Origin of the sequence: Streptomyces sp. NPDC012637 (genome assembly GCF_042954805.1) — a bacterium.
Classification (GTDB): domain Bacteria; phylum Actinomycetota; class Actinomycetes; order Streptomycetales; family Streptomycetaceae; genus Streptomyces.
Window position 1 is genome coordinate 298,795 of sequence record NZ_JBIBDS010000003.1, and the last position, 11,937, is coordinate 310,731.

10 protein-coding genes are annotated in these 11,937 nt (G+C 74.0%); 5 read left to right on the forward strand and 5 right to left on the reverse strand.

The genetic code is table 11. The features are described from left to right. Window positions 1–92: 92 nt before the first annotated feature. Complete coding sequence (locus tag ACFY8W_RS14400) at window positions 93–698, reverse strand: hypothetical protein (RefSeq protein ID WP_391104562.1); 606 nt, start codon at window positions 696–698, stop codon at window positions 93–95. A 101-nt stretch (window positions 699–799) separates the two neighbouring features. On the opposite strand from ACFY8W_RS14400, the gene npdG reads away from it, so the two are divergent. Then, window positions 800–1,501: an NADPH-dependent F420 reductase gene (npdG, locus tag ACFY8W_RS14405; protein ID WP_391104564.1), complete on the forward strand. Its 702-nt coding sequence runs from the start codon at window positions 800–802 to the stop codon at window positions 1,499–1,501. Window positions 1,502–1,537: 36 nt separating this feature from the next. After that, a complete protein-coding gene (locus tag ACFY8W_RS14410) occupies window positions 1,538–1,765 on the forward strand; it encodes a hypothetical protein (protein WP_391104567.1) in 228 nt (75 codons plus the stop codon). An 81-nt stretch (window positions 1,766–1,846) separates the two neighbouring features. Here the strand turns inward: ACFY8W_RS14410 and ACFY8W_RS14415 are convergent, their stop codons facing one another. After that, window positions 1,847–2,644 (reverse strand): site-2 protease family protein, encoded by a 798-nt coding sequence (locus tag ACFY8W_RS14415; protein WP_391104568.1) that lies wholly within the window; start codon window positions 2,642–2,644, stop codon window positions 1,847–1,849. A 144-nt stretch (window positions 2,645–2,788) separates the two neighbouring features. Between ACFY8W_RS14415 and ACFY8W_RS14420 the strand changes: the two genes are divergently transcribed. After that, window positions 2,789–6,193, forward strand: a complete 3,405-nt coding sequence (locus ACFY8W_RS14420; RefSeq protein ID WP_391104571.1) for a BTAD domain-containing putative transcriptional regulator — start codon at window positions 2,789–2,791, stop codon at window positions 6,191–6,193. 34 nt (window positions 6,194–6,227) lie between these two features. Here ACFY8W_RS14420 and ACFY8W_RS14425 read toward each other — a convergent pair whose 3' ends face one another. The 3 genes from ACFY8W_RS14425 to panB all read right to left on the reverse strand — a co-directional run bounded on the left by ACFY8W_RS14425 (window position 6,228) and on the right by panB (window position 9,123). Further along, a complete protein-coding gene (locus ACFY8W_RS14425) occupies window positions 6,228–7,091 on the reverse strand; it encodes an ABC transporter permease (protein ID WP_391104574.1) in 864 nt (287 codons plus the stop codon). Beyond that, window positions 7,088–8,101 carry an ATP-binding cassette domain-containing protein gene (locus ACFY8W_RS14430; RefSeq protein ID WP_391104576.1) on the reverse strand — a complete coding sequence of 338 codons (1,014 nt, stop codon included), beginning with the start codon at window positions 8,099–8,101 and terminating at the stop codon, window positions 7,088–7,090. Before ACFY8W_RS14430 ends, ACFY8W_RS14425 begins: the two co-directional genes overlap by 4 nt. A gap of 158 nt (window positions 8,102–8,259) precedes the next feature. Beyond that, window positions 8,260–9,123 carry a 3-methyl-2-oxobutanoate hydroxymethyltransferase gene (gene panB / locus ACFY8W_RS14435; protein WP_384413802.1) on the reverse strand — a complete coding sequence of 288 codons (864 nt, stop codon included), beginning with the start codon at window positions 9,121–9,123 and terminating at the stop codon, window positions 8,260–8,262. Window positions 9,124–9,496: 373 nt separating this feature from the next. Between panB and ACFY8W_RS14440 the strand changes: the two genes are divergently transcribed. Together ACFY8W_RS14440 and ACFY8W_RS14445 are read left to right on the forward strand one after the other, a co-directional pair. After that, window positions 9,497–11,071, forward strand: coding sequence for a DHA2 family efflux MFS transporter permease subunit (locus ACFY8W_RS14440; RefSeq protein ID WP_391104579.1), 1,575 nt, complete (start codon window positions 9,497–9,499; stop codon window positions 11,069–11,071). Between the two features lie 22 nt (window positions 11,072–11,093). After that, window positions 11,094–11,801, forward strand: a complete 708-nt coding sequence (locus tag ACFY8W_RS14445; RefSeq protein ID WP_391104582.1) for a TetR/AcrR family transcriptional regulator C-terminal ligand-binding domain-containing protein — start codon at window positions 11,094–11,096, stop codon at window positions 11,799–11,801. Window positions 11,802–11,937 lie beyond the last annotated feature (136 nt).

Here is an 11,937-nt window from a genome sequence, read left to right on the forward strand (position 1 = left end):
ACGCGTCATGCTCGGCACGGCCCTCGCCCCGGGCAACCGCATGACCCGGCGCGTGCCCGGAGCGTGCCCGGCGTTGGCGCGGGCCGCACCCGTCACCAGCGCGCCGGCGGCGGGGCCGTCAGCTGGTCGGCGAGGCGCGAGAGGCGGTCGCGGAAGCGGAGACGGCCGCGCGGCGCCGGCGGCAGGCAGTTCTCGCCGGTCGCCGCGCTCACCAGGTGCTCCACCGTGTCCAGGTCGACCTCGCCGTCCGGCGCCACCGTCAGAGTCTCGTGCGCGAGGCCGAGCAGCTCGGCGTCGCCGCCGTCCAGCGACAGGACCGTGGCGCCCGCCCGGCGCGCGTCGTGGACCCGTTCGAGCAGCCCTTCGTCCGGCCGGGACGGCGCCACCATGAGCAGCGTCGCCCCGCGCCCCGCCGACTCGATCCGCCCGAGGCCGACGGCCAGGTGCGCCGGGTCGCCGGCCCGCACCCGGTGCCGGACCAGGGTCGGGGCGAGCTCGGGGCGGCCCGACCAGGCGGACTCGTCGACGAGGTGCGCGGCCAGGTGCCAGGGCTCGTACTCCGCCGTGCCGACGAGCAGCAGCCCGCCGCCGTGGGAGACGACGGAGGACCGGAGGGAGCCCGCGAAGCGCCGGGCGGCGGCCGGCCACTCGGTCCCGGCGAGCACTTCGCGCAGCAGCGCGACACGTACGGCGTCCATGCCCCGGCATGGTGCCCCGCCCGGCCCGCCGCGCGCAGCCCTTCCGAGCGGACTCACCCGGACGGGGACCACCGGGCCGACCGGCCAGTAATGTCGAGGCCATGACTTCCTCCACCACTGCACCGCAGGCCCCGAAGGACCCCTGGGACCTGCCCGACGTCTCCGGACTCGTCGTCGGCGTCCTCGGCGGCACCGGCGACCAGGGCCGGGGGCTCGCCTACCGGCTCGCCAAGGCCGGCCAGAAGGTGATCATCGGCTCGCGCGCCGCCGACCGCGCCCGGGCGGCGGCCGACGAGCTGGGCCTCGGCGTCGAGGGCGCCGACAACGCCGAGTGCGCCCGGCGCAGCGACGTCGTGATCGTCGCCGTGCCGTGGGACGGCCACGCCAAGACGCTGGAGTCCCTGCGCGAGGAGCTCGCGGGCAAGCTCGTCGTGGACTGCGTCAACCCGCTCGGCTTCGACAAAAAGGGCGCCTACGCGCTCAAGCCGGAGGAGGGCTCGGCCGCCGAGCAGGCCGCCGCGCTGCTCCCGGACTCGCGGGTCACGGCCGCCTTCCACCACCTGTCGGCGGTCCTCCTCCAGGACGCGTCGATCGACGAGATCGACACCGACGTGATGGTCCTCGGCGAGGTCCGCGCCGACGTGGAGCTCGTCCAGGCCCTGGCCGGCCGCATCCCGGGCATGCGCGGCGTCTTCGCGGGCCGGCTGCGCAACGCCCACCAGGTCGAGTCGCTGGTCGCGAACCTGATCTCGGTGAACCGCCGCTACAAGGCCCACGCGGGCCTGCGCGTCACCGACGTCTGAGCCGGACGCCGAGCCGGTCCCGGCGTGACGGAGGGCATGGGGGACACTGGACGGGCACCATCAGCCGTACCCGGACAGGAGCCGACCCCCATGCCCCGTCTCGCCCTCTACGCCCTCGCCGTCTGCGTCCTCGCGGTCGCGGCCGCCGTCGTCTCCTTCGCCCAGGGCAGCTGGCTGGGAGTGGTGTGGGTGCTGTTCGCCGGCCTGTCCTCGAACATGGCGTGGTACTACGTGAAGCGCGCCCGCGCCACCCGCGACGCCTAGGCCCTGCCGTCCCTTCCGGATCCTGCCGGTGTCCCGGCCCGATCCGGAAGACAGGCCCTGCGGCGTGTCCGACGGGCCGCGTCAGACCCCGCAGATCTCCGGCGCCTCGCCCTGCCAGAAGCGGTACATCTCGGAGCCGCAGGCGCGCGACAGCTCCGGCACGCCCAGCGCCCGCATCAGCCCGTCGATCACGTCGAAGAAGGCCCCGTTGACCGCGGGGACGAAGAGCAGCGCGATGACGACGAAGAAGCCGTACGGCGCGTAGGGCTCGATCTGCCGCTTCACGTTGTACGAGAGCCAGGGCTCGATCACGCCGTAGCCGTCCAGGCCCGGCACCGGCAGCAGGTTCAGGAGCGCCGCCGTGACCTGGAGGAACGCCAGGAACGCGAGCGCGTACCGGAAGGCGGTCGGCACGCCGTCGAGCGCGTCGAGCCAGAACGGCGCCGTGCAGACGACGGCGAACAGGACGTTCGCCAGCGGCCCGGCCACCGAGATCAGGCTGTGCTTCCAGCGGCCGTGCACCCGGCCGCGGTCGACGAAGACGGCGCCGCCCGGCAGACCGATGCCGCCCAGGATCACGAAGAGCACCGGCAGGATGATGCTCAGGACCGCGTGGGTGTACGCGAGCGGGTTGAGCGTCAGATAGCCCCGGGCGCCGATCGTGATGTCCCCGCTGTGCAGCGCGGTACGGGCGTGGGCGTACTCGTGGAGACAGAGGGACACGATCCACGCCGCGGTCACGAAGAGGAACACCGCGAGCCCGGGCAGCGCGGCGAAGTCCGTCCACACGGCCCAGCCGGTGACGGCCATCACCGCGAGGATCGCCAGGAAGACGGGGCTGATCCGCCGCTCGTCGTGGCGATGGGTGGTCGTGGACATGGAGCTTCTCCCCGGGGCTGCGGTCCGTCGGCCGGTCGGCCGCGTGTGCGGGAAACGTACCGGTCCCCCTCCCGGGTTCCGGCCCCGGCCCCCGTACGGCGGCCCGCGCGCGGGCCGGAGGCGGGCTCGCGGAGAATGGGGGGCGTGCGCTATTCCGTCCTCGGGGCCGCCGGGGCCCACACGTCAGAAGGCACCGTCGGCGTCGGCGGGCCGCGGGTGCGCGCGCTGCTCACCGTCCTCGCGCTGCGGGCCGGGCGGGCGGTGCCCGTGGGCGTGCTCGTGGACGAGGTGTGGGGCGACGAGCCGCCCGCCGACGCGGTCGCCGCGCTGCAGGCGCTCGTCGGACGGCTGCGCCGGGCCCTCGGGCACGAGCGGGTGCTGTCCACCGAGGGCGGTTACCGGCTCGCGGCCGAGCCCGACGACGTCGACGCCCACCGCTTCGTACGGCTCGCGGCCGAGGGCGTACGGGAACTGGACGCGGGGCGGCCGGAGCGCGCCGCCCGGCTGCTCGACGAGGCGCTGGCGCTGTGGAAGGGCCCGGCGCTCGCCGATCTGCCCGACGGCGCGGCCGAGGCCGCCCGTTGGGAGGCGCGCCGGCTCGACGCCCGCCGGGCCAGGCTGGCGGCCGCGCTCGCGCTCGGCGAGGCGGCCGCCGTGCTGCCCGAGCTCGACACCCTGTGCGCCGGGCACCCGCTCGACGAACCCCTGCAGGCCCTGCGGATCCGCGCCCTGCGGGACACGGGCCGTCCGTCGGAGGCGCTCGCCGCCTACGAGGCGGTGCGGCGGGAGCTGGCCGGGCGGCTCGGCGCGGACCCGTCCCCGGAACTGCGCGCCCTGCACGCCGAGTTGCTGGCCGGCGCCGCGCCGGCCGCTCCGCCTCCCGCGGCCCCTCCCGGCTCCGCTCCCCTCGCGGGGAACCTGCCCGCCCGGCTCACCAGCTTCGTCGGCCGCGAGGACGACATCTCCGCCCTCCAGGACGCCCTGCGGGCCGGGCGGCTCGTCACCCTCCTCGGGCCCGGCGGCGCCGGGAAGACCCGGCTCTCGCAGGAGGCCGCCGAGCGGGCCGGCGCGGGCGGGGCCTGGCGCGACGGCGTCTGGCTCGTCGAACTCGCCCCCGTCACCGACCCGGAGGCCGTCACCGAGGCCGTCCTCGGGGCGCTCGGCGCCCGCGAGACGGTGCTGCGCGGCGCGGGAGCCGAGGAACTGCGCCTCGGCGAGGAGCCCGGCAACCGGCTCGTCGAGCACTGCGCCGGTCGTCGGATGCTGCTCCTGCTCGACAACTGCGAGCATCTCGTGGGCGCGGCCGCCGCGTTGGCGGAGACGCTGCTCGCCCGCTGCCCGGGCGTGACCGTCCTCGCGACGAGCCGGGAGCCGCTGGGCGTGCCGGGCGAGGTGCTGCGCCCGGTGGGCCCGCTGCCTCCGGAGACCGCCCTCCGCCTCCTCGGCGAGCGCGGCGCCGCCGTACGGCCCGGCTTCTCGGTGGGGGAGGACCCGGAGGCGGCGGCCGAGATCGTGCGCCGCCTCGACGGCCTGCCGCTGGCGATCGAGCTCGCGGCTGCGCGGCTGCGGATACTGACGGCTCGCCAGATCGCCGACCGGCTGGACGACCGCTTCCGGCTGCTCACCTCCGGTGCCCGGACCGTCCTGCCGCGCCAGCAGACCCTGCGCGCGGTCGTCGACTGGTCCTGGGACCTCCTCGACGAGCCCGAACGCGCGGTCCTGCGCCGCCTGTCGGTCTTCACGGGCGGCTGCGACCTGGAGGCGGCGGAGGCCGTCTGCGGCGAACCGTCGGCCCACCGCGCCGGCCCGCGCGAGCGAGGCCACCAGCACGACCCACACGGCCGGCACCACCCACGCGACCAGCACGCCCCGCTCGCCCCGTACGGACCCGCGCCCGCCGACGTGCTCGACGTGCTCGGCTCGCTCGTCGACAAGTCGCTCGTCGTCGCCACCGACGCCGCCGGCAGCGCCGGGGCCGCCCCCGGCATGCGCTACCGGCTCCTCGAGACCGTCGCCGAGTACGCCGCCGAGCGGCTCGACGAGGCCGGGGACCGGGCGGCGGCCGAGCGGCGGCACCTCACCTACTACCGGGAGCTCGCCCGCCTCACCGATCCCGAGCTGCGCACCGGCCGGCAGGTCGCCGCCGTGGCCCGGTTCGGCACCGAGTACGGCAACCTGCGCACCGCGCTGCGCCGCGCCGTCGCCGCACGCGACGAGCACGAGGGACTGGTGCTCGTGCACGCGCTGCTCTGGTACTGGAACATGCGCGACCTGCGCTCCGACGCCCTGCACTGGGCCGAGTCCGTCGCCGCCCTCGGGCCCGACCCGTTCGGGCCGGACGCGGGTCCCGTCGTCCCGCTGTACGAGCCGGTCACCGCCGCGCCGCCGCCACTGAGCGAGGAGCAGCTGTGGGAGGCCAGGCGCGGGGTGCGGATGATCGAGCTGCTCAACATGGACCACGAGACGGGCCGTTGGACGACGCCCGAGGGCGTCGCGCGGCTGCGGCTGATCAACGAGAGCTACCCGCCCGGGCTGCCGCAGACCTGCCGGCTGCCCGGCTCCTTCAGCGTCTTCGCCGTCCTGCTCATCGCCGAACCCGGCCGCATGGGCGAGGCCCTGGACGCCCATGTGGACGCCTGCCGCCGCTACGGCTACGAGTGGGAGCTCGGCAACGCCCTCCAGCTGCGCGCCAACCTGCGGGCCAACCGGGCCGACCTGGCCGCGAGCGCGGCAGCCGACGCCGAGGAGAGCCTGGAGATCTTCGTCCGTCTCGACGACGCCTGGGGCGCTGCCGAGGCCCTGTCCTCGCGCGCCGAGGCCCGCGAACGGCGGCTCGAGTTCCAGGGCGCGGCCGAGGACTTCGCGGCGGCGATCGAGTACGCGCGGCGGATCGGCGCCCAGTCCCAGATGGCGCTGCTGCGTGCCCGGTACGCCGACATGCTGATCGAGACGGGCCGGCAGGAGGACGCGGAGCGGATCCTGCGCGAGATCGTCGACGGCGAGCACGGCCGCGGCCACGAGCCGATGCTCGCGGCCCGGATCTTCCTCGCGATGCTGCTCGGCAGGACCGGCCGGACCGCCGAGGCGCGGGTGCACCTCCAGCGGCTCCTCGAGGAGTTCAGTTCGGAGACCTTCTCCATCTTCGAGGGCTTCACCCTGGGCAGTCTGGGCTGGGTCCACAACCTGGACGGGGAGTACGCCGCGGCGTTCGACGTGTCCCGGCGGGCGTACCTGAGTTCCCTCGGGGCGCTGTCGCTGATGGTGGCCCCGCAGATGCCGGCGATCCACGCGGTCACCGCGGCCTGGGCGCTGGCCGGGCTCGGCGGCCCTTCGGCCCGTACGGCGGCCGTGCTGCTGGGTGCCTACGAGGCGCTGCTGCCGCCCGCCCACCTGGCTCCTCCCATCGAGCGGGAGAACGTGGCCCGGGCGACCGCGCTCGCCCGGGCCGCGCTCGCCGACGACGAGGCGTTCGAGGCCGCGTACGCCGAGGGCGGCGGCCTCTCCCTGGAGGAGGCCGCCGCCCTGCTCGAACGCGCCGACGCGATCTGAGGCGCGCCGAGTACCGTTCCCCCGCGTCGGCGGGTCAGGTCTTCTTGCGGAACCTGGCGACCGCGAGCGGCGCCGTGACGACGGTGATGCCGACGGCCCAGGCGAGCGTCATCCAGACGGAGTGGGCGACGGGGCCGCCGTTGATCAGGGCTCGGGCGGCGTCGGCCAGGTTGGACAGCGGGTTGTAGTCGGTGAAGGTCTGCAGCCAGCCGGGCATCGTGGTCGGCTTGGCGAAGATCGAGGAGCCGAACTGCAGCGGCATCAGCACGAGCATGGCCATTCCCTGGACGGCCTGGGCCGTCTTCATGGTGAGACCGAGCAGGATGAAGATCCACATCAGGGCGGCGCCGAAGACCATGGACAGGCCGACGGCGGCGGCCAGGTCGAGCACCGAGGTGCGGATCTCCAGGCCGAGCAGGAAGCCCATGCCCAGCAGGATCGCGGTGGCGACCAGCATGCGGCCGATCTCGACGACGATCTTCGCGATGAGGACCGAGGAACGGGCGATCGGCATGGTCCGGAACCGGTCCATGACGCCCTTCTTGAAGTCGTCGTTGATGCCGGTGCCGACGGCCATCGCGATGTTCATGCCCATCATGGCCATCATGCCGGGCACCAGGTAGTTCACGTACTCCTGCTGGTTGCCCTTGCCGGCCATGGCGCCGCCGAAGACGTACACGAACAGCAGGATGAAGATGATCGGCATCAGGACGGCGTCGAACATCGACTCCGGGTCCTGTTTGATCTGCAGCGCGTTGCGCCGGGCGAGGGCGCCGATGTGGCGGAGGTTGGCCCGCAGGCCGATCCGGCCGTCGGCGCGGCCGACGGGGGCCTTGGCGGGCGTGCCGCCGGGTCCCCGCGCGTCCACGGGGGACTGGGGAAGCGTGGTGGTGCTCATGCGGCGACCTCCTGGTGGATCGCGTCACGGTCGGCGTCGGTGGCGGTCGTCTTCTCGCCGGTGATGGCGAGGAACACCTCGTCGAGGCTGGGCAGATGGGTGCCGATGTGAGCGATGCCGAAGCCGCGGGCGCCGAACAGCCCCACGACGGCGGTCAGCTGCTCGTCGCTGAGGATCGGCACGTACAGCAGGCCCTCGTCGGGGACGACGGACGCGCCGCCGATCCCGTCGAGGCCGGCCTCGCGGAGCGCCGCCGCCATGGCGGACAGGTCGGCCGGGTCGGCGGGGCGGACCTGGAGGGTGCGGCCGCCGACACGGGCCTTGAGCTCGTCGACGCCGCCACTGGCGATGACCCGGCCGCGGTCGATGACGGTCAGCTCGCTCGCGAGCTGCTCCGCCTCCTCCATGTACTGGGTGGTGAGCAGCACGGTCGTGCCTTCGGCGACCATCCGCTGGACCTCGTCCCAGACCTCGTTGCGGGTGCGCGGGTCGAGACCGGTGGTGGGCTCGTCCAGGTAGAGCACGGCGGGCTGCCCGATCATGGAGGCGGCCAGGTCGAGGCGCCGCCGCATGCCGCCGGAGTAGTTCATGGCCGGGCGCTTGGCGGCCTCGGTGAGGGAGAAGCGCTCCAGCATCTCGTCGGCGCGGCGGCGGGCGTCCCTGCGGGAGAGGTCGAGCAGCCGCCCGATCATGTAGAGGTTCTCCCAGCCGGACAGCTTCTCGTCGACGGAGGCGTACTGGCCCGTGAGGCCGATGGTGCGACGCAGCTGGCGGGGCTGGCGCACCACGTCGTAACCGGCGACGACGGCGGTCCCGGCGTCCGGGACGACGAGGGTGGACAGGCAGCGGACGAGGGTGGTCTTGCCGGCGCCGTTGGGGCCGAGGACGCCGAGGACGGTGCCCTCGCGCACGTCCAGGTCGATCCCGTCGACCGCTCTGGTCTCGCCGAAGTGCTTCACGAGGCCCCGGACCTCGACGGCGTTGGTGTGTGATCGCGTCATGTCCACCATGGAACAGGCGGCCACCGACAGGGCACCGACAGCCGACCGACAGCACCGCCGACAGCGCGCCGACGGATGTCGGCGGGGACGCCGGCGGAGATGCCGGCGGAGATGTCGACAGCCCGCCGACGGGGGACGGTCGGCGGGCTGTCGTCTTACCGGGCTGGCTAGTGGAAGGTGTGCTCCTCGGCGGGGAACGCCCCGCCGGTGACGTCCTCCGCGAAGGCGCGGGCGGCGTCGCCGAGCGTCTCGCGCAGGTTGGCGTACTGCTTGGTGAAGCGCGGCACCTTGCCGCCGGTCAGACCGGCCATGTCGGTCCAGACGAGGACCTGGGCGTCCGTGTCGGGACCGGCGCCGATGCCGATGGTGGGGATGTGCAGGGAGCGGGTGACCTCGGCCGCCAGCTCGGCCGGGACGAGCTCCAGGACCACGGCGAAGGCGCCCGCGTCCTGCGCGGCCTTGGCGTCGCGCAGCAGCTTGTGGGCGGCCTCGTCGGAGCGGCCCTGCACCCGGTAGCCCATGGTGTTGACGGACTGCGGGGTCAGGCCGAGGTGGGACATGACGGGGATGCCGGCCTGGACGAGCAGCTCGGTCTGGGGCAGCGAGCGCTCGCCGCCTTCCAGCTTGACCGCGCCGACGCCCGCGTCCTTGACCAGTCGGGTGGCGTTGCGCAGGGCCTGGACGGGCCCTTCCTGGTACGAGCCGAAGGGGAGGTCGCCGACGACGAGGGCGCGCCTGGTGCCCCGTACGACGGCGGCGGAGAGCAGCGTCATCTCGTCCATCGTGACGGGCACGGTGGTGTCGTAGCCGAGGTGACAGTTGCCCATGGAGTCGCCGACGAGGATCACCGGGATGCCGGCCTCGTCGAAGACGGAGGCGGTCATGGCGTCGTAGGCGGTGAGCATGGGCCACTTCTCGCCGCGGGTCTTGGCGGCGGCGATGTCGTGGACGGTGATGCGGCGGGTGCCCTTCCCTCCGTACAGCGCCTTGCTGCTGTCGGCGGGCGGTTTCTGGGCAGCCTGAAGCGTCATGGTGAACGGCTCCTTTTGTCATCTCGAGGCGCCCTGTGGCGTCCCCGGACCACATCCATGGTGGCACCTCGCGGGGCGGGCGGGGAAGCGGGGCGGGGCAGCGGAGCGGCGTGGCGCTGTTCACACCACGGAGATGTGAACGCGGGCGCGGTCGCGGAAACGCCGAGCGAGGCTCACCGACGCCGGCAGGGGCTCCGCAGGGGCGCTGGCCGGGGCGCCGGCAGGGCGCCGACCAGGGCGTCCGCAGGGCGCCGACCAGGGCGTCCGCAGGGCGTCGGACGGGGTGTCGGACGGGGTCGGCCGGAACGTAAAGAGTCTGTCAGGTTTTTCGATACGAGACGGTCTCGTATCGAAATGAGCCTAGGGTGGGAGCATGTCAACGTCACACAGCCGTCGCTGGGCGATCCTCGGCGTGCTCATGCTCAGCCTGTTGATCGTCGTCCTCGACAACTCGATCCTCAACGTCGCGGTCAAGACGATCGCCGGCCCCGCCCCGGTCGGCATCGGCGCCACCCAGAGCGAGCTGGAGTGGGCCATCAACTCCTACACGCTCGTCTTCGCGGGCCTGCTCTTCACCTCGGGCCTGCTCGGCGACCGCCTCGGCCGCAAGAAGGTCCTGCTCTTCGGCATCACCGTCTTCGGCATCGGCTCCGCGCTCGCCGCGTTCTCCACCGGCCCCGGCGAGCTCATCGCCTACCGGGCGGTGATGGGCCTCGGCGCCGCCTTCGTCATGCCCGCCACCCTCGCCGTCCTCATGAACGTCTTCGAGCGCGACGAGCAGCCCAAGGCCATCGGCATCTGGGCCGGCGGCGTCGGCCTCGCCATCGCCGTGGGGCCCATCACCGGCGGCGTGCTCCTGGAGCACTTCTGGTGGGGCTCCGTCTTCCTGGTCAACGTGCCCGTCGTGATCCTGGCCCTCGTGCTCATGCTCTGGCTGGTCCCCGAGTCGAAGGACCCCAGGCCCGGCCGCGTCGACGTGCCCGGCGTGCTGCTGTCCGTCCTCGGGCTCGTCCTGCTCGTGTACGGCATCATCCGCGGCGGCGAGCTCGCCGGCTTCACCGACGTCACCGTGCTCCTCCCGTCCCTCGGGGGCCTCGCGGTGCTGGTCGCCTTCGTGCTGTACGAGAAGCGCAGCGACCACCCGGCGCTCGACGTCTCGTACTTCCGCAAGCCCGCCTTCTCGGCCGCCGTCGCCGCCATCGCGCTGGTCTTCTTCGCCCTCATGGGCGTGACCTTCTTCTCCGCCTTCTACCTGCAGAGCGTCCGCGGCTACAGCGCGCTGGATTCCGGCCTGCTCGTCCTGCCGCTCGCCGTCGCCCAGATGGTGTTCGCGCCGCGGGCCCGGCTGGTCGTCGAACGCTTCGGCGCGAAGGCCGTGTGCACCGTCGGCATGCTGGCCGTCGCCGTGGGGCTGGCCGCCTTCGCCTTCTTCGACGCGGACACGCCCGTATGGGTCCTCGAGGTCGTCTTCTTCCTCCAGGGCGCGGGCATGGCGCACATCATGCCGCCGGTCACGGTCGCCGTGATGCAGTCGCTGCCGCGCGAGAAGGCCGGCTCCGGCTCCGCCGTCAACAACACCTTCCGCCAGGTCGGCGGTGCCCTCGGCGTGGCCGTCCTCGGCTCCGTGCTCTCCGGCACCTACCGCGGCGAGATCGAGGGCCACCTCGGCGCCGTCCCCGCGGGCCTGCGCGAGACCGCGGGCGAGTCGATCGAGGCGACCCTGGCCGTCGCCGACAAGCTGGGCCCGGCGGGCCGCGGCCTCGTCGCCCCGGCGTACGACGCCTTCCTCGACGCGATGCACGTCACCGCCGTCGGCTCGGCCGCCGTCGCCGTCCTCGGCGCGGTCGTCGTCGCGCTGTTCCTGCCCGGCCGCGCCCCCGGAGGCCGGGACCAGGCCCCGGCCGTCCCGGGCAGCCGCGCCGAGGCGGGAGAATCGGTCCCGAGGTAGCCCAGGAGGAGAGGCGGAAGACGTGTCGCAGGAGAACGGCCGGGCGGTCACGACCGGCCCCGGCCCCGGCCCCGTCTGCGCGGCCGCGCCCGCTCCCGCCTGCCCCGGCTCCGGCCCCGAGGCCGGACCGGGCGCGGGCGCCGGAGCCGTACGGCGCGGGCGGCCCCGCAGCGAGGCCGCGGACCAGGCGATCTTCGACGCGGTGGTCGGGCTCCTGGAGAGCGGAGTGCCGCTCACCGACCTGTCCATCGAGAAGATCGCCCGCACCGCCGGCGTCGGCAAGGCCACGATCTACCGCCGCTGGGCCGGCAAGGAGGAGCTCCTGATCGAGCTCCTGCGCTCGGTCGAGCCCCCGGACCCGGTGCTGCCCGGCACCTCGGTCCGTGACGACCTCGTCAGGCTCCTGGAGTCGCTGCGCCAGCGCGGTCTCGTCAAGCGGACCTCCGCGCTGCTGCACAACGTCTTCTCGCAGATGCAGTCGTATCCCAAGCTGTGGGAGGCCTACCACCACACCGTCATCGAGCCCCGCCGCCGCATGGGCCTCGACGCCATCCGGCGCGGGATCGAGCGCGGCGAGCTCCGCGCCGACCTCGACGTCGAACTCGTCAACGACCTCTTCGTCGGCCCGCTGTTGCTGCGCACCGTCATCCGCCCCGGCGCCCCCCTGTCGCCCGGTCTGCCCGAGGAGATCGTGGACGCCGTCCTGGAGGGTCTGCGCCCGCGCGACTGAGCCGCCCGGGCCGACTGAGCAGCCGGGACCGGGCGATCCGTACGAATGTGCGCGTTCTGTCACAGCCGTACGCCCCGCGCCACCTGCAGGAACCCGCCACGCGCGGCTGTCGTCCCTCGAAGAGTACGACCGGCCC

Coding starts and splice junctions, on each gene's coding strand:
- ACFY8W_RS14400 (WP_391104562.1), bottom strand. CDS start 698: ATGGACGCCGTACGTGTCGCGCTGCTGCGCGAAGTGCTCGCCGGGACC.
- npdG (WP_391104564.1), top strand. CDS start 800: ATGACTTCCTCCACCACTGCACCGCAGGCCCCGAAGGACCCCTGGGAC.
- ACFY8W_RS14410 (WP_391104567.1), top strand. CDS start 1,538: ATGGGGGACACTGGACGGGCACCATCAGCCGTACCCGGACAGGAGCCG.
- ACFY8W_RS14415 (WP_391104568.1), bottom strand. CDS start 2,644: ATGTCCACGACCACCCATCGCCACGACGAGCGGCGGATCAGCCCCGTC.
- ACFY8W_RS14425 (WP_391104574.1), bottom strand. CDS start 7,091: ATGAGCACCACCACGCTTCCCCAGTCCCCCGTGGACGCGCGGGGACCC.
- ACFY8W_RS14430 (WP_391104576.1), bottom strand. CDS start 8,101: ATGGTGGACATGACGCGATCACACACCAACGCCGTCGAGGTCCGGGGC.
- panB (WP_384413802.1), bottom strand. CDS start 9,123: ATGACGCTTCAGGCTGCCCAGAAACCGCCCGCCGACAGCAGCAAGGCG.
- ACFY8W_RS14440 (WP_391104579.1), top strand. CDS start 9,497: ATGTCAACGTCACACAGCCGTCGCTGGGCGATCCTCGGCGTGCTCATG.